20 protein-coding genes and 2 pseudogenes are annotated in these 19,527 nt (G+C 68.4%); 15 read left to right on the top strand and 7 right to left on the bottom strand.

Features of this window, described 5'->3' with window-relative positions:
- Window positions 1-122: 122 nt before the first annotated feature.
- Window positions 123-1,414: pseudogene (locus tag CSW59_RS17495) on the bottom strand (phage portal protein).
- Between CSW59_RS17495 and CSW59_RS17490 the strand changes: the two are divergent.
- A complete protein-coding gene (locus tag CSW59_RS17490; RefSeq protein ID WP_099445226.1) occupies window positions 1,386-1,850 on the top strand; it encodes an endonuclease domain-containing protein in 465 nt (154 codons plus the stop codon). The pseudogene CSW59_RS17495 and the gene CSW59_RS17490 overlap by 29 nt on opposite strands.
- Window positions 1,851-1,862: 12 nt before the next feature.
- On the opposite strand, the gene CSW59_RS17485 is transcribed toward CSW59_RS17490, so the two are convergent.
- Entirely contained in the window at window positions 1,863-3,200 is a 1,338-nt protein-coding gene (locus CSW59_RS17485) for a DNA-packaging protein (RefSeq protein WP_099445225.1), read from the bottom strand.
- Between CSW59_RS17485 and CSW59_RS21945 the strand changes: the two genes are divergently transcribed.
- The 3 genes from CSW59_RS21945 (at window position 3,157) to CSW59_RS17470 (ending at window position 6,293) form a co-directional block, all read left to right on the top strand.
- Entirely contained in the window at window positions 3,157-3,543 is a 387-nt protein-coding gene (locus CSW59_RS21945) for a hypothetical protein (protein ID WP_143755015.1), read from the top strand. The genes CSW59_RS17485 and CSW59_RS21945 overlap by 44 nt on opposite strands.
- A 122-nt stretch (window positions 3,544-3,665) precedes the next feature.
- A complete protein-coding gene (locus CSW59_RS17480) occupies window positions 3,666-4,433 on the top strand; it encodes an SDR family oxidoreductase (protein ID WP_099445224.1) in 768 nt (255 codons plus the stop codon).
- 276 nt (window positions 4,434-4,709) lie between these two features.
- Complete coding sequence (locus CSW59_RS17470; RefSeq protein ID WP_099445223.1) at window positions 4,710-6,293, top strand: aldehyde dehydrogenase (NADP(+)); 1,584 nt, start codon at window positions 4,710-4,712, stop codon at window positions 6,291-6,293.
- A 140-nt stretch (window positions 6,294-6,433) separates the two neighbouring features.
- Here the strand turns inward: CSW59_RS17470 and CSW59_RS17465 are convergent, their stop codons facing one another.
- The 3 genes from CSW59_RS17465 to rutR all read right to left on the bottom strand — a co-directional run bounded on the left by CSW59_RS17465 (window position 6,434) and on the right by rutR (window position 9,422).
- Window positions 6,434-6,856, bottom strand: coding sequence for a cytochrome c (locus CSW59_RS17465; RefSeq protein ID WP_099445222.1), 423 nt, complete (start codon window positions 6,854-6,856; stop codon window positions 6,434-6,436).
- Window positions 6,857-6,859: 3 nt separating this feature from the next.
- Entirely contained in the window at window positions 6,860-8,455 is a 1,596-nt protein-coding gene (locus CSW59_RS17460) for a flavin monoamine oxidase family protein (RefSeq protein WP_099445221.1), read from the bottom strand.
- A 205-nt stretch (window positions 8,456-8,660) separates the two neighbouring features.
- Window positions 8,661-9,422: an HTH-type transcriptional regulator RutR gene (gene rutR / locus CSW59_RS17455; protein ID WP_099445220.1), complete on the bottom strand. Its 762-nt coding sequence runs from the start codon at window positions 9,420-9,422 to the stop codon at window positions 8,661-8,663.
- A 109-nt stretch (window positions 9,423-9,531) separates the two neighbouring features.
- Between rutR and rutB the strand changes: the two genes are divergently transcribed.
- The 5 genes and pseudogenes from rutB to rutA all read left to right on the top strand — a co-directional run bounded on the left by rutB (window position 9,532) and on the right by rutA (window position 13,134).
- The gene (gene rutB / locus CSW59_RS17450) at window positions 9,532-10,251 is read left to right on the top strand and encodes a pyrimidine utilization protein B (protein WP_099445219.1); all 720 of its coding nucleotides are present in this window, start codon (window positions 9,532-9,534) and stop codon (window positions 10,249-10,251) included.
- A 189-nt stretch (window positions 10,252-10,440) separates the two neighbouring features.
- A complete protein-coding gene (rutC, locus tag CSW59_RS17445; protein ID WP_099445218.1) occupies window positions 10,441-10,830 on the top strand; it encodes a pyrimidine utilization protein C in 390 nt (129 codons plus the stop codon).
- Window positions 10,831-10,876: 46 nt separating this feature from the next.
- Window positions 10,877-11,029 (top strand): annotated as a pseudogene (locus tag CSW59_RS21940) (hypothetical protein); the annotation flags it as partial.
- 47 nt (window positions 11,030-11,076) lie between these two features.
- Window positions 11,077-11,889, top strand: coding sequence for a pyrimidine utilization protein D (rutD, locus tag CSW59_RS17440; protein WP_099445217.1), 813 nt, complete (start codon window positions 11,077-11,079; stop codon window positions 11,887-11,889).
- Window positions 11,890-12,072: 183 nt separating this feature from the next.
- A complete protein-coding gene (gene rutA / locus CSW59_RS17435; protein WP_099445216.1) occupies window positions 12,073-13,134 on the top strand; it encodes a pyrimidine utilization protein A in 1,062 nt (353 codons plus the stop codon).
- Window positions 13,135-13,266: 132 nt separating this feature from the next.
- Here rutA and CSW59_RS17430 read toward each other — a convergent pair whose 3' ends face one another.
- Both CSW59_RS17430 and CSW59_RS17425 read right to left on the bottom strand, forming a co-directional pair.
- Window positions 13,267-13,773, bottom strand: coding sequence for an FKBP-type peptidyl-prolyl cis-trans isomerase (locus CSW59_RS17430; protein WP_099445215.1), 507 nt, complete (start codon window positions 13,771-13,773; stop codon window positions 13,267-13,269).
- A gap of 226 nt (window positions 13,774-13,999) precedes the next feature.
- Window positions 14,000-14,758 carry a hypothetical protein gene (locus tag CSW59_RS17425; RefSeq protein WP_143755014.1) on the bottom strand — a complete coding sequence of 253 codons (759 nt, stop codon included), beginning with the start codon at window positions 14,756-14,758 and terminating at the stop codon, window positions 14,000-14,002.
- 397 nt (window positions 14,759-15,155) lie between these two features.
- Here CSW59_RS17425 and CSW59_RS17420 point away from each other — a divergent pair, with 397 nt between their 5' ends.
- From CSW59_RS17420 to CSW59_RS20820, 6 genes are all read left to right on the top strand, one after another.
- Window positions 15,156-15,374 (top strand): hypothetical protein, encoded by a 219-nt coding sequence (locus tag CSW59_RS17420; protein ID WP_099445213.1) that lies wholly within the window; start codon window positions 15,156-15,158, stop codon window positions 15,372-15,374.
- Window positions 15,375-15,471: 97 nt separating this feature from the next.
- Complete coding sequence (locus tag CSW59_RS17415; protein ID WP_099445212.1) at window positions 15,472-16,470, top strand: hypothetical protein; 999 nt, start codon at window positions 15,472-15,474, stop codon at window positions 16,468-16,470.
- Between the two features lie 368 nt (window positions 16,471-16,838).
- Window positions 16,839-17,246 (top strand): phage tail terminator-like protein, encoded by a 408-nt coding sequence (locus tag CSW59_RS17410; protein ID WP_099445211.1) that lies wholly within the window; start codon window positions 16,839-16,841, stop codon window positions 17,244-17,246.
- Between the two features lie 85 nt (window positions 17,247-17,331).
- Window positions 17,332-18,546, top strand: a complete 1,215-nt coding sequence (locus tag CSW59_RS17405) for a phage tail tube protein (RefSeq protein WP_099445210.1) — start codon at window positions 17,332-17,334, stop codon at window positions 18,544-18,546.
- A 105-nt stretch (window positions 18,547-18,651) separates the two neighbouring features.
- Window positions 18,652-19,077, top strand: coding sequence for a hypothetical protein (locus tag CSW59_RS17400; RefSeq protein WP_099445209.1), 426 nt, complete (start codon window positions 18,652-18,654; stop codon window positions 19,075-19,077).
- Window positions 19,078-19,277: 200 nt separating this feature from the next.
- Window positions 19,278-19,418: a hypothetical protein gene (locus CSW59_RS20820; protein ID WP_161495067.1), complete on the top strand. Its 141-nt coding sequence runs from the start codon at window positions 19,278-19,280 to the stop codon at window positions 19,416-19,418.
- Window positions 19,419-19,527 lie beyond the last annotated feature (109 nt).

Here is a 19,527-nt window from a genome sequence, read left to right as displayed (position 1 = left end):
AGGCCCCCTCCGCGCTGACGCGCTCCTCCCCCGGAGGGGGAAGAAGGAGCCTCTTCTGCCCCCCTCCGGGGGCGGACGACCTCGCGAGGCGAGGTCAGGTGGGGGCCAGCGGCGTTGGCGGGTTAGTGCTCCAGCCCCGCCAGCCGCCGACGCTCGGCGTCGGTGAGGAAAGACGCCGTTTCCAGCCGGCTCCACAGGGCGTCGCGCTCGGCCGACAGGGCCGGGAGGGCGTCCAGGTCGGGGGCTATCCGCGCGCCGGGAAACTTCATGGCCAGCCAGGCGGTCAGGGCCCGCGCCGCCCGCTCGGCCAACGGCACGACCGTCCCGCGCCAGAAGGCGGCATTGGCCTCGCGGTAGTTGGCGTAGGTGTTGTCGCCGGGAATGCCCAAGAGCTGCGGCGGCACGCCAAACGCCAGGGCGATCTCGCGGGCGGCGGCGTGCTTGCCCTCGGTAAAGTCCATCTCGGCGGGCGTCAGCGACATGGCCCGCCAGTCGAGCCCGCCTTCCAGCAGCAGCGGCCGGCCGGCGTTGGCTTGACCCGAATGGGCGTTGGCCAGCTCGGTCTTCAGCCGGTCGAACTGCTCGTCGGTCAGGCGGTCGCCGGCGTCCTTGGACGAATAGACCAGCGCGCCCGAAGGCCGGGCCGAGTTGTCCAGCAGCGCCTTGTTCCAGGCGCTGGAGGCGTTGTGGACGTCGATCGCGAAGGCCGCCGCTTCGAGCGGCGAGAAGCCGTAGTGGTCGCTGGTCGGGTTGAACAGCTTCAGGTGCAGCACCGGCAGCCAGCCGTCACCGTCGCGGCCGATCCGCGCTGTGCGCCCGGCGGCCTGGTAGTCATAAGCCAGCGGCCAGCCGCGCGGGCCAGGAACCACGGTCATTCGGTCGGGCCGCAGGGCGTAGAGCTCGCTGGGCTGCGCGTCGCCGGCAGCCTCCAGATAGGCGTTGCCAGCCACCTGCAGGTTGCCGAAGAACGCTTCCATCAGATCGGGTCCGCCCTGCTCCGGGTTCGGCCGGTCGAGGAGCCGTTTCAGCGGATGATCATCGGCCCTGTGGCCCTCGACGAACACCGCCAGCGGCGTGGCGGCGGCGGCCTCGGCGATCATGCGGACGCAGCGATAGGCCACGGGGTTCTTGGCGAACCCCTCGGCGGCCAGCGCGCCATAGTCCCGCGGCGTCCACTGCGGACGGCCTCCGGTCGTCAAGGCGATCAGCCGCGCGGCGCGGGAGTCCTTGCGCTCGGGCGGGCGCGGTTTGGGGAAGAGCATGGGGGGCTCCGGGGATGGAGTTGAGAACAAATGGGGAACAATGTAGGGTTGCGATCACATCCTTCTTCCCCCTTTGGGGGAGGAGGGCCGCAGGCCCGGAGGGGGCAAGTCAGGGAGTTCGCGATGTCAGCGCCCAAGGCGACGGTGGCCAATGCGCGCCGCCTCAGAAAGGAAATGTCGAAGCCGGAAATGAACCTGTGGCACGCGCTCAGGCGCGGCGGCCTGGACGGCCACAAGTTCCGCCGCCAACATCCGATCGGGCCCTATGTGCTCGATTTCTACTGCGCGGCGCTGCGCTTGGCCGTCGAGGTGGACGGCTACGCGCACTGCGTTGCGTCGAGGCCAAGGCGAGACTTGGCCCGAGATCAGTGGCTCCTCGCGCAAGGCGTCCGCACGCTGCGGATACCGGCGCACGAAGTCATGGCGTCCGTGGACGACACGCTGTCGACGATCCGAGAGCACATCACTCACTTGCCCCCTCCGGATGCTACGCATCCTCCTCCCCCGGAGGGGGAAGAAGGATCGGGCGCCTTCCGCCCCCTCCGGCCCTCTGGGCCACCTCCCCCGCATCGCGGGGGAGGATCTTGATCGTTCATCCCCTCACAGCGCCCGCAGCCTGGGCCTCTGCGCCGACCCCAGCATCAGTTCGCTGATCGCCCAGACCAGCGCGTCCGCACGGTCGGGGCTGTGCTCCAGGTCGCCTGAGCCCAGGGCCATCAGTTCCTCCTCCAGCGCCACGAACGGCCCGCAGTGCAGCACGCGGCCCTGTTCGTAGAGCGCCGCCACCGGCTCAGCCCGCGCCCGTTTGCCCACGCTGGCCCGCACCAGTTTCACCCGGCATGGCGGGTCGGCCTGGGCTAGTACAGACCTCACCATGTCGCCGCCCTGGTTGGCCTCGGCCACGAGGGCGTCGGCGGTCCAGGTTCGCGCGGCCGCCACCGCCCTGCCCGCCCAGCCGGCGGGGGACAGCCCCCGCGCGGTCTCGTCGGCCAGGACGAAGGCGCGGTCGTCCCTTCGGCCCACGACCACGATGCCGCAGGCGTCGCCGCCGGCGGTGGCGGGCGGGTCGATGGCCACGACCACGCGGTCCAGTCGCGCTGGCCGGGCGGCCCGGCATCTGGCTAGGTCCTCGGCGCGGAACAGGCCGCCGTCGGTCTCGACGATCACCCCGTCCAGCTCCTGGGCGGCCAGGCGCGTGCCGCCATAGAGGCTCTCCAGCGTCCGCAGGAAGGCGGGCGCCAGGTTGCCGGCGTTGGCGGCCGTGCCCGCGCGGGTCAGCGAGACGCCGGGCTCGGCCATTAACACCTTCAGGGCCCGATGGGGCTTGGGCGTCGTGGTCACCACCAGGCGCGGATCGGTCCCCAGGCGCAGGCCAAAACGCAGCATGGCCAGGGTGTCGCCGGGCTTGGGCCAGGCGCAGAACTCGTCGGCCCAGGCGGCGTGGAATTGGGGGCCGCGCAGGGAGTCCGGGTCCTCGGCCGAGAAGGCGTAGGCGGTGGCGCCGTTGGGCCAGACGAGGCGCCGGCGGGAGGCTTCCCAGCGGGGGCGCTCGTCGGGCGGTGAGAGCGCTTGGAGGCCGGAGGGCCCCTCGATCATCACCTCGCGCACATCGTGGAAAGTGGGACCAACCAAGGCCAGCCGCGCGCCGGCCGTGGCCTGTTCGATCATCCAGGCCGCGCCGGCGTAGGTCTTGCCCGCGCCGCGCCCGCCCAGGAACAGCCAGGTGGTCCAGGGGTCAGGCGGTGGAACCTGGTGATCCCCCCGGATGCGGAGGGTTCGAAGGCTCTCCACCACTTGTCTCGCCAAGTCCGGACGGTTCTCGTCGATCCCGCTCAGCCAGGTATTTAAGCTCTCGGGATCCAGCAAATTTAGCCAGTCGCTCACGCACCTCGGCATGAAGCTCGGCGATACGCTGGGCGTTCCATGGGACGTCGTCATTCATCGCGGTCTCCGAATTGTTACGGTCGGCGCCGGCCTCGGCCTTGACGGCCTGCTGCAGGCCCGAAAGCGCGCGGCCGACCCGACTAGCGCTCCCCCGGAACAGCTTGATGGCTCGGCCGGCCTTCGCGGCCTTGGCGGCGATCTCCATCCGCGCTTCGGAGGTCTTGTCCTCGCTGGCGGTCAGGATCTCAGACGCCGCCTTGGCGTAGGTCAGGGCGACCAACTCCTCGATGGCGCTGAGGGCGGCTTCGATGTCTTCGCTTTTCTGGGCCATGACACAAAGATACGGCGCCAGCGGACGCGGATGATCCAGAAGGCTCTGAAAGTGACAAGTGTTTGATTTCAAACAACTCGATCTCGTCTATGCCGAGCATAGAGCGGCCTGAACGCCCGTACTTGACGCCAGGGGCGGCTCGACAGCGATCCAGCGGACCGCCAGGCTAGGCTCAAAAGGGAGAGAGCATGATCGACCTGACCGGAAGGACCGTCCTGGTCACCGGCGCTTCGTCCGGCATCGGGGCGCACCTGGCCCGCCGGGCCGCCGCCGCCGGGGCCAAGGTGGCCTTGGCCGCCCGCCGCACCGACCGTCTGGAGGCCCTGGTCGCCGAGATCGGCGCCAACGCGGCGGCCTTCGCGATGGACGTCGAGGACGAGGGCTCGATCATCGCCGGCTATGACGCGATCGAGAGCCGCCTGGGCGTCCCCGACACGGTGATCGCCAATGCCGGCATCAGCATCCAGGGCTCGGCCCTCGACATCGCAGCCGACGACTTCGACAAGGTGCTGGGCGTCAACACCCGGGGCGTGTTCCTGACCGCTCGCGAGGGGGCGCGGCGGATGATCCGGGCCGGGTCGGAGGACTTAAACTCTCCATGGGGCGGGCGCGGCCGCGTCCTGCTGATCGCCTCGATCGGGGCGCACAAGGTGCTGCCGGGCTTGACCGCCTACTGCACGTCCAAGGCCGCCACCGCCATGCTGGGCAAGAGCCTGGCCCGCGAATGGGCCCGCAAGGGGATCAACGTCAACGTCCTGTGCCCCGGCTACATCCGCACCGAGCTCAATAGCGAGTGGTTCGACACCGACGGCGGCCAGCGCCTGGTCGCCGGCTTCCCCCGCAAGCGCCTGATGGACGAGGACGACCTGACCGGCACGGCGCTGTACCTGTGCTCGGACGCGGCGCGGGCGGTGACGGGCAGCGTGTTCACGGTCGACGACGGGCAGTCGCTTTGAAGATGCTCCCCCGCGATGCGGGGGAGCTGTCACGGAGTGACTGAGGGGGCGAGCTGGACGGATACCGCGTTGGCCCCCTCCGGCCCTGTGGGCCACCTCCCCCGCGATGCGGGGGAGGAACATGCCCCTTGGCGCCCGCACCAAACCGGGTTCAAAAGGCCGCCTCGGGACCGGTGGCGGCGCTCTGGCGCGGAAAGCCGGGCCGCGCGCATGGACTTGTCATGTTAGCGCTCCCATCTATAGCCATCGCAACGACAACACCGCAGGACGACCAAAGTGCATCTGACCGGCCAGCTTCTGATCGGCGGCGAAAGCCGCAAGGGAACCCACGGCGAGATCAAGGGCGTCAATCCGGCGACCGGCGAGATCCTGGAGCCCGCGTTCGGCGGCGCAGGCCTGGCCGATGTCGAAGCCGCCGCGGCCCTGGCCCACGAGGCCTTCGCCAGCTACCGCGCCCTGCCTTACGAGACCCGCGCGACCTTCCTGGAAGCCATCGCCGAGCACATCGAGGCCATCGGCGATGACCTGATCGTCCGCACCATGGCCGAGACCGGCCTGCCCCGCCCGCGCCTGGAAGGCGAACGCGGCCGCACCGTGGGCCAGCTGCGCCTGTTCGCCAGCGTGCTGCGCGACGGCGGCTTCCTGGAAGCCCGCATCGACCCGGCCCTGCCCGACCGCAAGCCGCTGCCGCGTCCGGACCTGCGCCTGCGCAACGTGCCGCTGGGTCCAGTGGCGGTGTTCGGGGCGTCAAACTTCCCGCTGGCCTTCTCGGTGGCCGGCGGCGACACCGCTTCGGCCCTGGCGGCCGGCTGCCCGGTCATCGTCAAGGCCCACCCCGCCCACCCCGGCGCCTCGGAGCTGGTCGGCCGCGCCATCCAGGCCGCCGTCGCCTCGGTGGGCCTGCATCCGGGCGTGTTCTCACTGATCCACGACAGCGGCTATGAGGTCAGCCAGGCCCTGGTCGCCGATCCGCGCGTCAAGGCCGCCGGCTTCACCGGCTCGCGTCGCGGGGGCCTGGCGCTGCTGGCCATCGCTCAAGGCCGTCCCGAGCCGATCCCGTTCTACGCCGAGATGAGCAGCATCAACCCGGTGATCATGCTGCCCGCCGCCCTGAAGGCGCGCGGTCCCGCGATCGCCCCGGACTTCGTGGCCGCCCTGACCCTGGGCGCGGGCCAGTTCTGCACCAATCCCGGCCTGATCCTGGCGATCGACGGCCCCGAGCTGGACGCCTTCGTCGAGGCCGCCGGCAAGGCGGTCGAGGCGGCTCCGGCCTCGGTCATGCTGACCCCGGGCATCTGCCAGGCCTTCGCCCATGGCGTGGCCGCCCTGAGCGAGGCGCCGGAAGTGACCACGGTCGCGCGCGGCGTCCCGGGTCCGGACGGCAGCCACACCGGCCGCGCGGCCCTGTTCAGCGTCAAGGCCGCAGACTTCCTGGCCAATCCGCACCTGCACGAGGAAGTGTTCGGCGCGGCCTCGCTGGTGGTCCGCTGCGCCGACCAAGCCGAGTTGGAGACGGTGATCGCCGCTGTCGAAGGCCAGCTGACCATCGCCATCCACATGGACGAGGCCGACCACGGCATCGTCGCCGCCCTGCTGCCGACGCTTGAGCTGAAGGCCGGCCGGATTCTCGTGAACGGCTTTGGCACCGGCGTCGAAGTGGCCTCGGCCATGGTCCACGGCGGCCCCTTCCCGGCCACCAGCGACGGCCGCACGACCTCGGTGGGGACGCTCGCCATCGCTCGCTTCCTGCGGCCGGTCAGCTACCAGAACCTGCCGGAAGCCCTGCTGCCGGCCGAGCTGAAGACCGACAACCCGCTGGGCGTCGCGCGGCGGGTGGATGGCAAGGTGAAGCTCGGCTGATCGCGGGCCTCAAGATCCTCCCCCGCGATGCGGGGGAGGTGGCCCAGAGGGCCGGAGGGGGCGAGCTCTGCCTAGGCCGCATTAGCCCCCTCAGTCGCCCCGCGACAGCTCCCCCGCAACGCGGGGGAGCATCTTTCTAACTAATGCCCGCCCGCGCTCGGCGGCTTGGCGAACTTCGCCACGTCCGCTTCGGTCACCGGCTTCGCATAGGCGTTGCCGAAGTGGGTGCGGACATAGGTGATCGCCTCGGCCATCTGGGCGTTGCTCAGCGTGCCGACGAAGCCCGGCATGGCCCCCTGCCCCTGCGCCACGACCATGATCGGATAGGCCGCCCCGGCTAGCTTGGGGTTCGAGGCCAAGGCCGGAATAGTCCCCGCCCCCACCCCGCCCTTGGCGTCGGCCATGTGGCAGGCCTGGCAGACCGCGCCATAGACCTGCTCGCCGGTGACGGGCTTGGCCGCGCGGACGATGCCGCCGCCGGTGTCGCCGCCGCCGGGCGCGGGGGTCTGGGCCATGGCCGGGAAAGCCGCCAGCAGAGCCGCCGTCAGAAAGATCTTCCTCATCTCTTAAGCCTCCAGCGCGCGCTTGTGCAGACGGGTGATGGCGTCGATGGACGAGAGCAGCGCCCCCTCCATCCAGCAGCCGACGTAGGAGGCGTGCTCGCCGGCCAGCACGATCCGGCGGTCCATGCCGACCAGGGTCTGGTAGTGCTGCTTGCGGGTGTCCTCGTTCCAGCGGGCGCAGCAGCCCAGGGTCCAGGGCACGCGGCTCCAGGCCACCGAGGCGCCACTAGCGAACTCCTTGCGGTAGCTGGCCGGGTGGATCACCGAGCCTTGCGCCAGCGCGACCTCGATCCGCTGCTCGGGCGTCATGCCGGCCAGGCGATAGGCCCCCATCTCGCGGGCGAAGGCGCCCAGCAGCACCGCCGGCCCGTCCTTGAACAGGTTGTGGTTCGGATAGGAGATCAGGGCGATCTCCTGGTCGGTGAAGCTGTGGCCGCCGTAGATGTCGTCGTCCTCTTCCCAGAAGCGGCGCTTCATCTCCAGGCCGATCTTGACCTGGCCGGAGTACGGTACGGCCTTGATCGCGGCCATCATCTCGTCGGTCACCGCCAAGTCCATCTGGCCCAGCACGCCAAGAGGGATCGTGCAGACGCACCAGTCGGCCTTGGTCTCGTTGGCCTTTCCCGTGGCGGTGTCGGTCCAGCTGACTGCGACGCCCTTGTCGTCCTGGGAGATCTTGCTGACCTTGGCGTTGTAGGTGATCAGGCCGTCGACTTGGCGTGCGAAAGCCTTGCCGATCATGTCCATGCCGCCGACCGGCTGGAACATGGTGGTCTGCATCTCGTGGTTCATAAAGAAGCCCATCGAGGTCCAGACCTGCGGGTCCAGCACGTCGTGCAGGCCGTAGAGGTCCTTGGACGCGATCGGCGCGCCGTCGACGCCGCCGCCGGGCGGCCGCTCATAGCCTCGGTGCGAGGAGGCGCGCAGGGACGACACGTACTTGTAGTCCTTGTCCAGCATGCCCCAGCCCTTCAGGGCCTCCAGCAGCTTGTCGCGATCCTCCTGCGTGACCGTATCGTCCAGGGCCTTGGCGTTGACCGACTTGGCCAGCAGCTCGGCGATGTTGCCCTCGAAGTCAGCGGCGGCGGCGTTGAAGCGCACCGGCTTGCCGCCGAAGGCCTGGGACGAGTGGATCCAGCCCGAGTGGTTGAACTGGATGAACGGCTCCAGCGCCACGCCGAAGCTCTTGCAGTAGTGGAGCAAGGTCCGGTGATGGTGCGGGATGCGCCAGGGACCGGGGTTCAGATAGTTGCCGGGCGAAAAGCCGACCTTCTGCGTCGCGCCGCCCAGCTCGGTATAGGTATCGCCGCCCCGCAGCGACCAGTTGCGGCCGCCGGCGCGGTTCTGGAACTCCAGGATCTGAACCTTGTAGCCGGCCTTGCGCAGCTCGAACGCCGCCAGCAAGCCCGCCAGGCCCGCGCCCAGCACGATGACGCTGGCGCCCGGCCGCGCGCCTTGCAGATTGGGGGGACCATGGAACTGGGTCTCGGCCGCGTGGCCCAAGGTGGTCATCGCCTGATAGAGCGCCGCCGTGCCCCCGACCTTGGCGATGGCGGACAGAAGCTGGCGCCGCGTCGGCGCCCTGACACCGGAATCCATGAAAACCCTTCCCCTCACGCGCCGCTAAAACTCGGCGTGCGGACAAAGGGCTATCAGCGATGGACGGCGCGGCGAGGCTTCACGGAACACCGCGCCGAACGATGGGGCGGAGACTCCGAATTATCGGCGCCCGGAGCACCTGGCTGCGCGCGAACTGTGCAGCCTCCCGCCCGAGCCCGCGCGACCGGCGGGCAAGGCCTTCGGATCACGGTTGGCGAGGGCGGGCGCCATCCAGCACCAGGGCGGTCACGGCGGCGCGCGTCTGATCCATGAAGGCCCTGTCGGCCAGGCCCTTGCCGGTCAGGGCCCGGACCTGGACCGCGAAGTCGGCATAGTGCTGGGTGATCGCCCAGATCGCGAAGATCAGCCCGGTCGGATCGACGGGCGCCAGGCGGCCGTCGGCGATCCAGCCCTCGATCACGGCGACCTTGGCGTCGAACACCGCCTTCAGCGGCCCAGCCAGCACCGGCTTCAACAGCGGCGCGCCACGCAGCATTTCCAGGGCGAACAGGCGCGACAGGTCGGGATGGTCGCGGCTCATGGCCAGCTTGGCCTCGATCAGGGCGCCGATCGCTTGGGCCGGGTCGTCCTCGCGGCGGAAGCGGGCCAGGGGAGCCAGCCATTGCGACAGCCCCTGCTCCAGCACGGCCACATAGAGCGCGTCCTTGGACGGGTAGTAGTAGAGCAAGTTCGCCTTCGACAGGCCCGCCGCCCGGGCGATGGCCTCGACGCTGGCGCCGTCCAGGCCAAGCCGCGCGAAGACCGACAGCGCCGCGCCCAGGATCGCGGCCTTGCGAGCCTCGCCGGCCTGGGCGCGGCGGCCGGCAGGCGCTGCGGCCGGCGCCGCGGTTTCGCCCGCCGATTGGGCGGCCTTGACTAGAGCGCGGGCGCCGGGGGCCTTCGCGCGCCCGCTCCGCGCCACGGGCTTGCGCGGCGACTTGACGGACTTCGCGGCGGGACCGGTCATCGGCTCTCGAACTTGGACCAAATGGTCAAACTTGGACCAGATGGTTCGGATTGCAGTGTTCGTCGGGATGGTATTCCATGCTGGCCGGACATCACAAGGAGCCCCGTCGATGAGCTCGCCGATCGCCCCGCTGTCGCCCGACTGCGTCATGCTGCCCGCGCGGCCCGAGCCGTTGCCGGTGGACCCGAAGACGACGGCGGTGATCGTCATCGACATGCAGAACGCCTACGCCTCGCCCGGCGGCTATCTGGACCTGGCCGGCTTCGACATCTCGGGCGCGGCCGGGGTGATCGACAAGATCGCCGAGATCCTACCCGTGGCCCGCGCGGCCGGCATGAGCGTGATCTACTTCCAGAACGGCTGGGACGACCAGTACGTGGAGGCCGGCGGTCCCGGCTCGCCCAACTGGTGGAAGTCCAACGCGCTCAAGACCATGCGCGCCCGCCCCGAGCTGCAGGGCAAGCTCTTGGCGCGCGGCCAGTGGGACTATGAGCTGGTCGACAAGCTCAAGCCCCAGCTCGGCGACATCCAGCTGCACAAGACCCGCTATTCGGGCTTCTTCAACAGCCAGCTGGACAGCGTGCTGCGCGCCCGCGGCATCCGGCACCTGGTGTTCGTCGGCATCGCCACGAACGTCTGCGTGGAGTCGACCCTGCGCGACGGGTTTTTCCTCGAATATTTCGGGACCGTGCTGGAGGACGCCACCCACCAGGCCGGCCCCGACTTCGTCCAGAAGGCCGCCCTGTTCAACATCGAGCGCTTCTTCGGCTGGGTCTCGAACACGGCCGATTTCAAGGGAACGTTCGGACAGCTGGCGCCGCGCGCCTAACCCTTCACCCGATCTCCCCGGCGACACGCCAGTGCGGCGAAGCCAATGCCGGGGCCCAGATCGAACCCAGGAGCTTTTGCCGTCACGGCTTCGCCGCAAGGCGAGAACACCCAAGCCGTCCCGGATGAATCTGGGTCCCGGCATTCGCCGGGAAGGTCGGATTTCTTGAGGATTTGGAGAACCACGACAATGCCCAAGACCGTCATCACCCCGCCCGGCACGGGCGTCCCGATCGCCCCGTTCTCGCCAGGAACGATGGCCGACGGGATCGTCTATGTCAGCGGCACCCTGGCCTTCGACAAGGACAACAACGTCGCCTTCCCCGGCGACGCCGAGGCCCAGACCCGTCAGGTGCTGGAGACCATCAAGTCGGTGATCGAGACCGCCGGCGGCACGATGGAGGACGTGGTGATGAACCACATCTTCCTGACCGACTGGGTCCACTACGCCCCAATGAACAAGGTCTATGCCGAGTACTTCCCCGGTGACAAACCCGCCCGCTACTGCATCCAGTGCGGCCTGGTGAAGCCCGGCTTCGTGGTCGAGATCGCCTCGGTCGCGCATGTGGGCAAGACGTAGCCGCATGACCGCCCCTCCCCGCTCGCCCCCGCGAAAACGGGGATACCTGCGCCGCCCCCTGCTTCATCCGTCATTCCCGCCCTTGTGGCGGGAACCTCTCTGTCCGCCGCAGGTGCGGCAGGGGCGGATCGCTGGCGATCCGCTGGCGTCTCACGTGTCAGCTGAACCAGGGGTTCCCGCCACAAGGGCGGGAATGACGGAGATTTTGGCTGTGAGACTTGTTCCTCAAACCCGACGGAACGCGCGGTGCGTCGCATGACCAGCGGAACCGTCGATGGCATCTTCTACGAACTCCACGGCGGCCCGGTCGCCGGCCGGGACGTGGTCCTTCTGTCGTCGGGCCTGGGCGGCTCGGGGGCGTTCTGGGCGCCGCAGATGCGGGCCCTGACCCAGCGCTGGCCGGTCGTCACCTATGACCACCGCGGCACGGGGCGCAGCGTCCGCGCCCTGCCGCCAGGTCCCTACAGCGTCGACGACATGGCGCAAGACATGGTCAAGGTCATGGACGCTCTGGGCCTTGCCAAGGCCCACGTGGTCGGCCACGCGGCGGGCGGCAATGCGGGCCTAGCCCTGGCCCTGAGCCACCCCGACCGCCTGGGCAAGCTGGTGGTCGTCAACGGCTGGAGCCGGCCCGATCCGCACATCCAGCGCTGCTTCGACACCCGCATCCATCTGCTGAACGACAGCGGGCCAGAGGCTTACGTCCACGCCCAGCCGATCTTCCTCTATCCGGCCGACTGGATCTCGCGGAACCACGACCGGCTGATGGCCGAGGAGGCCCACCACGTGGCCGGTTTCCCGCCGTGCGAGGTGATGCTGGCGCGGATCAACGCCTTGCTGGCCTTCGACATCGACGCGCGGCTGGAGGATATCCCTCACCGCATCCTGATCAGCGCCAGCGCCGACGACATGCTGGTCCCGATGCGCTGCTCCCAGCGCCTGGCCGCTCGCCTGCCCAACGCCGCCTTCCAGCAGGTCGCCTGGGGCGGCCACGGTTTCACCGTCACCGATCCCGAGACCTTCAACGAGGGTTTGGTGGCGTTTCTGGAGGGGGCGTGATGGTTGCGCGCCCCCTCCGTCACGCGGCTTCGCCGCGCGCCACCTCCCCCGTTTCACGGGTGAGGAGGACGACGTTTTCACCCTCCTGCCCCGCTTGCGGGGGAGGTGGATCGGCGCCGTCAGGCGTCGAGACGGAGGGGGCGTCAGGCCTCGTCCGCAACGATCACATCTGAGGTTATACCCATGCAGGTCGGCGTCTTCATTCCCATCGGCAACAACGGCTGGCTCATCTCCGAGACCTCGCCGCAGTACATGCCCAGCTTCGAGCTCAACAAGGAGATCACCCAGAAGGCCGAGAAATACGGCTTCGACTTCGCCCTCTCGATGATCAAGCTGCGCGGCTTTGGCGGCAAGACGCAGTTCTGGGAGCACAATCTGGAGAGCTTCACCCTGATGGCGGGCCTGGCCGCGGTGACCTCCAAGATCAAGATCTTCGCCACGGTGGCCACCCTGACCATCCCGCCGGCCATGGTGGCGCGCATGGCCTCGACCATCGACTCGATCGCGCCGGGGCGCTTTGGCGTGAACCTGGTCACCGGCTGGCAGAAGGCCGAGTACTCGCAGATGGGCCTCTGGCCTGGCGAGCAGCACTATACCGACCGCTACAACTACCTGGCCGAATATACGACGGTGCTGAAGGACCTGCTGGAGACCGGGGTGTCGGACTTCAAGGGCAAGTACTTCACCATGGAGGACTGCCGGGTCAGCCCGCATCCCAAGGAGACCAAGCTGATCTGCGCCGGCTCGTCCGACGAGGGCCTGGCCTTCACGGCCAAGTACGCCGATTACAGCTTCGCCCTGGGCAAGGGGGTCAACACCCCGACCGCCTTCGCCAGCGTCAACCAGCGGCTGGAGGCGGCGGCCGCCAAGACCGGCCGCGACGTCCAGTCCTTCATCCTGTTCATGATCATCGCCGACGAGACCGACGAGAAGGCCCTGGCCAAGTGGCAAAAGTACCGCGACGGCGCCGATCAGGAGGCGCTGGCCTGGCTGACCAATCAGGCCGCCCCCAATGCTGCGGCCGGCGCGACCACCAACACCGCCCAGCTGGCCGCTCCGGAGTCGGCGGTGAACCTGAACATGGGCACCCTGGTCGGCAGCTATGAGAGCATCGCCCGCATGATGGACGAGATCGCGCAGGTCCCCGGCACAGCGGGCGTGCTCCTGACCTTCGACGACTTCGTGCAGGGGGTCGAGGACTTCGGGACGAAGATCCAGCCGCTGATGAAGAGCCGGAAGGGATAGAGCCTGTCACTTGCCCCCACCTGACCTCGCTTGGCGAGGTCGTCCGCCCCCGGAGGGGGCGGAAGAATGGCCTTCTTCCCCCTCCGGGGGAGGAGGGCCGAAGGCCCGGAGGGGGCAAGTCCGCCGCCCCCTCTAATCCACCGCCAGCATGCCCACCAGCTGCAGGCGGAAGATCAGCACGCTGTCGGGCGGAATCTCGCCCATGTCGCGCGGGCCATAGGCCAGGTCCGACGGGATGTAGAGAACCCACTCGTCGCCGACCTTCATCTTCGGCAGAGCCTCCAGCCAGCCCTGGATCAGGCCGTCGGCGGGCATGATCGCCGCGCGGCCGCGAGCGAAGCTTGAGTCGAACACGGTCCCGTTCAGCAGCTTGCCCTCGTAGTGGACCTTGATGATGTCGCCCAGCTTGGGCGAGGGGCCGTCCTTGGGGCCGCTGGTCACGACCTTGTACTGCAGGCCCGAAGGCAGGCTGACCACGCCCGGGGCCTTGGCGTTCTGCTCCAGGAAAGCCTTGCCGGCCAGGGCGTTGGCCGAGGGGCCGGCGTTCAGCTGCGGCGGCGGCGAGACCTGCGGGGTCTGGGCGTGAACGGCGCCGGCGGCCAGCGTCGCGGCGAGAACCAGGGGAGCAAGAAGGCGCATCAAGGGTCTTTCGGAACGTGAAGGACGGAGTCGGAGAGCCACACCGTAGCGAGGCTTCACCTGAACATCGCGGCGAAATTTTGGGGAAGAGCCCGGCGGCGGCGGCGAGCGCCTGCGAGCGCCTGCGAGCGCGAAGAAATGGATACTAAATTTAGCACCTTCGCGCCAAGAGATGCGAAACTTCACGCCACGCCAGACTTGATCGAAATACGCACGGCCACGCCGCCTAGGCGGCGTGATCCTCGGCCCTGACGATAATCCGCCTGGCCTGGCGAGGCGGAACGACGGCGAGGATTTCGGCGGCCCAGCTAAGCCGGACGTCTCGGATGGTCGGGCCGACGATGCTTTCGAGGTCATACAAGCCTGGTGCGGAGCCCCGGAGCAACCGCTTGACCAGGACCCGGCCATCCTCGGTTTCGACCACGCAGGGATATCCCAGCATGTCGACATCCGGTGCGGTCTTCTGTTCCTCGAAATAGATAAGGGCGCCGTCTTCAGCGAAGGTGTGCATGGAGTGACCACGCACCTCCAGTGCGACAGATTTGGACGTAGTCCCAAACGCAGGCGGCGCTTGATCCCAGGTTTCGTGACCTGTGGATAAGATCACCTCTCCGCTCGCATCGGCCCCGACGCGGCCAATGATACGGACAAGCGGAGCCTGGCGCTTGGACTGGCTGTTGATCGCGCCGGCGAAGATGGCGTCCACGGTCGTCTCGTAGGCCGTGGCGATCTTCTCCTCCGTCTCGCCCTTGAGGCTTTGACTGACCCCTTGAACGAACGAGGCGAGGGTCGACTGGGGAACGCCCGACGTTATCGCGACGCGCTTGGTCTTCAGACCATTCGCTTCCATCCATCGCATGAAGGCCTGGGCGCGGCGGCTGGGTACCTTTTCCATGCCGTTCATCATGTCGACTCGTACGATTTTTCGTAGCTGCGAAATTTCGCACCTTTTGACTTGTAATTGGGTACTATTTTTCGTACCCATTTGTCATGTCTCGCCCCGAACAACCGATCCAGGTCCCGTGCTGGGCGCTTGAACGCCTTCGCGGTCGTGTCGTTCGCGCGGCTCGCCTTCCCCCAGCCACCTGCTCATGGGAGCCGACCTTGATCGTTATTGATATCGCAGAGCGCGCCGCCGCTCGCGCCGCGCCCCCGCGCATCTCGTTTCGTCGCACCGATGCCGATCGCCGCCTGCCTCGCGCGATCGTGCGAATGCCCAATGATGGCCCCATGCCGGACCGTGAGGCGCGCTCGACCGCTCGGTTAGAGGCCCTCAGACGCAGGGCCGCGCTCTACGGCTTCGCGGACGACGCGCCGCTCCCCAGCGAGCATCCTGAAGATCGCCGCATCCGCACGGGACAGTCGCCAGATCGGGGGCGCCAATGAGCGGCCTCCTCGACGACCTGGCTGAACAGGTCATCCACCAAGCCTGCGGCGCGGGGCCAAAGCGCGCGGTGCTACGGACCTTGGTCATCAAGGCCGGCGACATGCTGGCCGAGATGGATGGCCATGGCGAAGCCGCCGCGCTCCATGCGCGCCAGGTGCGCCGGCACGAGGAGAAACGCTGTCGGCTCGGCGTGGACCGGAGAAGCCGTCGGTGACGACGCCAAGGCGATCGCCCCCTCATTTCGAGCCGAAACGCGCCGAGACCCCGCCCCCTCGTGCGCCTGGCCTCCCCCCTTCTTGAGAAACGACTCCATGACCATCGACACCCAAGTTCGACCTGTCCTGACCCTGCTTCGCGACGGCAGGGTGGAAGGCGATCTGCCCCTCGTCACCAAGGGCCCCATCGACCATCTGGCCGAGGAGGATCTGGACCTTGTCCGCGACGCCGAGCGCCTTCATCGGCGGGGCTGCGAGAACGAAGCCAAGGCCATGGTCGCCGCGCTTGAAACAAAGCTGGGGATCACGGCGGCGGACAGGGCCGCCGCGTTCGCCCCTCAAGAGCCATGGGAGAGCGCTCTTCTGGCGGCGCTGAGTCGAGAGCCCGAGGCGCGCGGGTCGTCGCCGATCTCAGGCGACCCTCGCCATCTCACCGACGCGGAGAAGAAATCACTGGACGCCGCGACCGCGGAACTCGCCCGCGCCCGCACCAAGGGCAATCGGGAAATCGCCCAAGGCAAAATCGCCAGGCTAGCCGAGCGACTTCAGCAGAGGATCGAGCTCAACGCGCGCGCGGACGGCATCGCCGAGACCGTGGCCCTGGCCAAGGCCAGGGGCGAGGACGTCAACGAGACGCCCTCTTGCGGCGCCGTCGAGATCGAGAGCCGCGACGGCTTGCATCGGCTGCACAAGCTGGGACACCTGACCGTTCAGCATATGAGAGCAGCGACGGCCTATCGCGCCGGCTATGAGGCGCGCGGCAGGGACCTCAGAGCTCAGGTCTTCGACGATGTCGGCGGCGGCACGGGGCACGACAATGACGCGTTCGTCGAGAAACGATTGAGGCGCGCGAAACTGCTGGACTATGTCGCCCGCGTCGATCGCGCCGTGGCCCTGGGCTGCATCGGCGATCCCAAGGCGCTGCAACTCCTCCGATCGGTGGCGGGGGAAGGAACGGCCATCACCGCCTGGGGGCGCGGCCGCGCCTTGGCGCGAAACCGGGACGCCCTCGCGCGGGCCCTGGACATCGCCGTGAGGCTGCTGCGCGCGCCTGGCGAAGGCCCGGGAAACGCCCTGGCGGCCAGGCGAGAATAAGTATTCCAAAGCATAGCGCTTGACACGGAACCTGTTTTGTGGTTCTTATATCCACACAGGGCACTGCGCCCACACAAACAGCCCCGCCCGGAAAATCTCCGGCGGGGCTTTTTCGTTTCCGCCGCCGCTCAGGCCCCCCCCTCCTGATCTCCCGCTTTTGGGACCAACTCCGGCGTCACCGACGTGAGGCCGCGAGCCTGCGTCGGCGGGCTGGATCCAACCGGACGGCGCCGCTCCTGAGGCGGCTCGCCGACGCGCCCGCAGGGCCGCCGGCTCCTCGGCCGGCGCAAGCCTTCGAACCCCATCACCTCCTCCACCGGCCGGTTCTAGCGACCGGATCGGAAGCCGCTCCAGGGAGCACGCGAACGATGAGCTCGGTTAGTATCCGTGAAGCGCTCGAGACTGCGGTCGCCGCCATGACGCCGCCGCTCGCCACGGCCTGGGAAAACGCGGCCTTCTCACCAACCGCCGATACGCCCTACCAGCGCGTCGCCATGGCTTTCGCCAAGCCCCTGAACAGCGAGTATGGGCGCGGCTTCCAAGAGCGCGGCTACATGCGCATCGACCTGGTCTATCCGGGCGGTCAAGGCGTCAGCGCCGTGGCCGCGCGCGCGGATCTGATCCGGGCCACCTTCTTTCGAGGCGCGACCTTCACCGCCAACGGCTTCGCCACCACGATCGCCGGCACGCCCGCGATCCTGCCCGGCGTGAACGACGACCAGGGCGACTACGTGGTGCAACTCCGCGTGCCGTTCATCGCCTCGATCACCTCCTGACGGGCCCCTCGGCCGCCAGACCTCGACGCCCCCGGACATGCGCCGGGCGTCGCTGCATGCCCCTTCACCAACCTAGGAGTCTCTCATGCCCGTTGCACAGGGTATTAACAAAAAGACCGCCTACAAGAAGCAAACCGGCCTGGGCGCCAACGCCACCGGCGGCGGCGGCCAGATCGTCCGCCGCACCTCCAGCGTCTTCCAGGCGCCGCTGGACACCTTCGAGAGCAACGAGATCGTATCTCACCAACAGTCGACCGGCGTCGGCCTGGGGGTGATCAAGCCGGCCGGCAAGATCGACGGCCTGCTGTCGCCTGGCACCTATGGAACGCTGCTGGCTTCGCTGCTGCGCAAGGACATGGCGACGGGCGCGGCCCTGACCGGCCTGACCATCACCGTCGCCGCTTCGGGCCAGAACTGGACCCTGACCCGCTCGGCCGGCTCGTTCCTGACCGACGGCGTCAAGGTCGGCGACGTGGGCCGCCTGACCGCAGGCGCCTTCAACGCGCTCAACAGCCAGAAGAACCTGCAGGTGCTGGCCGTCACCGCCCTGGCCCTCACCGTCAAGCCACTGAACGGCTCGGCGATGTTCGCCGAAAGCGCCGTCACGGCCGCCACCTTCGCCATCACCGGCAAGAAGGCGCTGGTCCCCGCGACCGGCCACACCAACGACTACTATACGTTCGAGGAGTGGTATCCGGACCTTGGTCGTTCGGAAGTCTACAACGACCAACAGATCGCCCAAGTCGCTCTGAGCCTGCCGGCCACGGGCAACGCCACGATCAGCCTCGACACCGTCGGCCGCACCCGCACCCTGGGCGCCGCCCAAGTGCTGACAACGCCGGCGGCCGAGACCCTGACCGATGTGCTGACGGCGGTGAACGGCGCTATCCTGGTGAACGGCGTGCAAGTCGCCAACGTCACCGGCGCTCAGGTCACCATCAACGGCAACACCGCCCACAGCGACGCCGTGGTCGGCGCCAATGTGGTCGATGACCTCCAACGCGGCCGTATCGCTGTCTCAGGCAGCTTCACCGCCAAGTTCGACAGCGTGACGCTGCAAACGATCCTGGATGGCCGGTCGACGACCTCCCTGGTTCTGACGATCGCCGAGGACAACACGGCCAACGCCGACTTCATGGTCGTCAACATGCCGATGATCAAGCTGACCAGCGACACGCCTGACGACGGCGAGAAGGCCATCATCCGGACCTACGCGTTCACGGCGCAGATCAACAGCGCCGGCGGCGCGGCCCTGGCCACCGACCAGACGATCATCTCGATCCAGGACTCGGCCGCCTAACGAGATCCGGCCCAGCCGGACGCCCCGCCGCGGGCTCTTTCAGCGGCGCTCCCTCTCCAACTCAACGCCAGGGTCGCGCCCTGGCGTCCTTTTCGGGACACTCACATGACCAAGATCACCATCGACCGCGATCTGGAAGCCTATGACGACGTCGCCGCCTCGGACGTGCCCTACGCCCTGCCCGTCCTGAACGCGGACGGCGCCGAGGACGGCCTTGTCCTCAACGTCCTGGGCGCGCAGTCCGAACGCGTCCAAGGCGAGGTGAACCGCCTCGTCAACGAGCGCCGCAAGCGCCAGGCCCAGGCTGCGGCCGTCACCAAGGGCGAGGCGGCCGAGTTCACCCTGGTCGAGGACGACATCGCCTTCGGTCACCGCTTGACCGCGGCGCGCGTCGTCGGCTGGAACCTGCGAACGGCCTTCACGCCCGAAGGGGCCTTCCGCCTGGTGAGCCGTAGCAACCGGATCGCCGAGCAGGTGACGCGCGCCTCGAACGACATCGCAAATTTTACGCGACCCTCGCCGAAGGCCTGATCGCCTTCGCGAGAGAACAGTTCGAGCTAGGGGTTCGCCAGGACGACGGCGAACCCCTTCGCACACACCTGGAAAGCCTGGCGCGGCAGGGCGACGTCGAGGCGCGCTGGAGGCTGGAAAACCCGCCGCCACTGTCACCTCACGCCGCCCATGTCTGGTACTGGTTCTGCGACCTGGCGCGGACCCGGCAAACCGGCGCCATGGCCCCCTGTCGCCTCTCGCGTCTGGATATCCAGGCCTGGGAACGCGACGAGGGCGTGCGGCTGGAGCTTTGGGAACGGCGGGCGATCCTCCAGATCGACAGCCTCCAGCTTGAGATCGCCTTGGCGACGAAGACTTAAGGCTCCGCGCGCGGAGCCATCACCCAAAACCTGTTCGAGACGCCTCGCCCTTCGACGAGGCCCTTCAACTTTGCCGAAGCAAGGGCTCCCGCGAGGGAGCCCTTCGCGT

Origin of the sequence: Caulobacter sp. BP25 (assembly GCF_002737755.1) — a bacterium.
Classification (GTDB): Bacteria; Pseudomonadota; Alphaproteobacteria; order Caulobacterales; family Caulobacteraceae; genus Caulobacter.
This window is presented reverse-complemented; position numbering and strand designations above follow the sequence as displayed.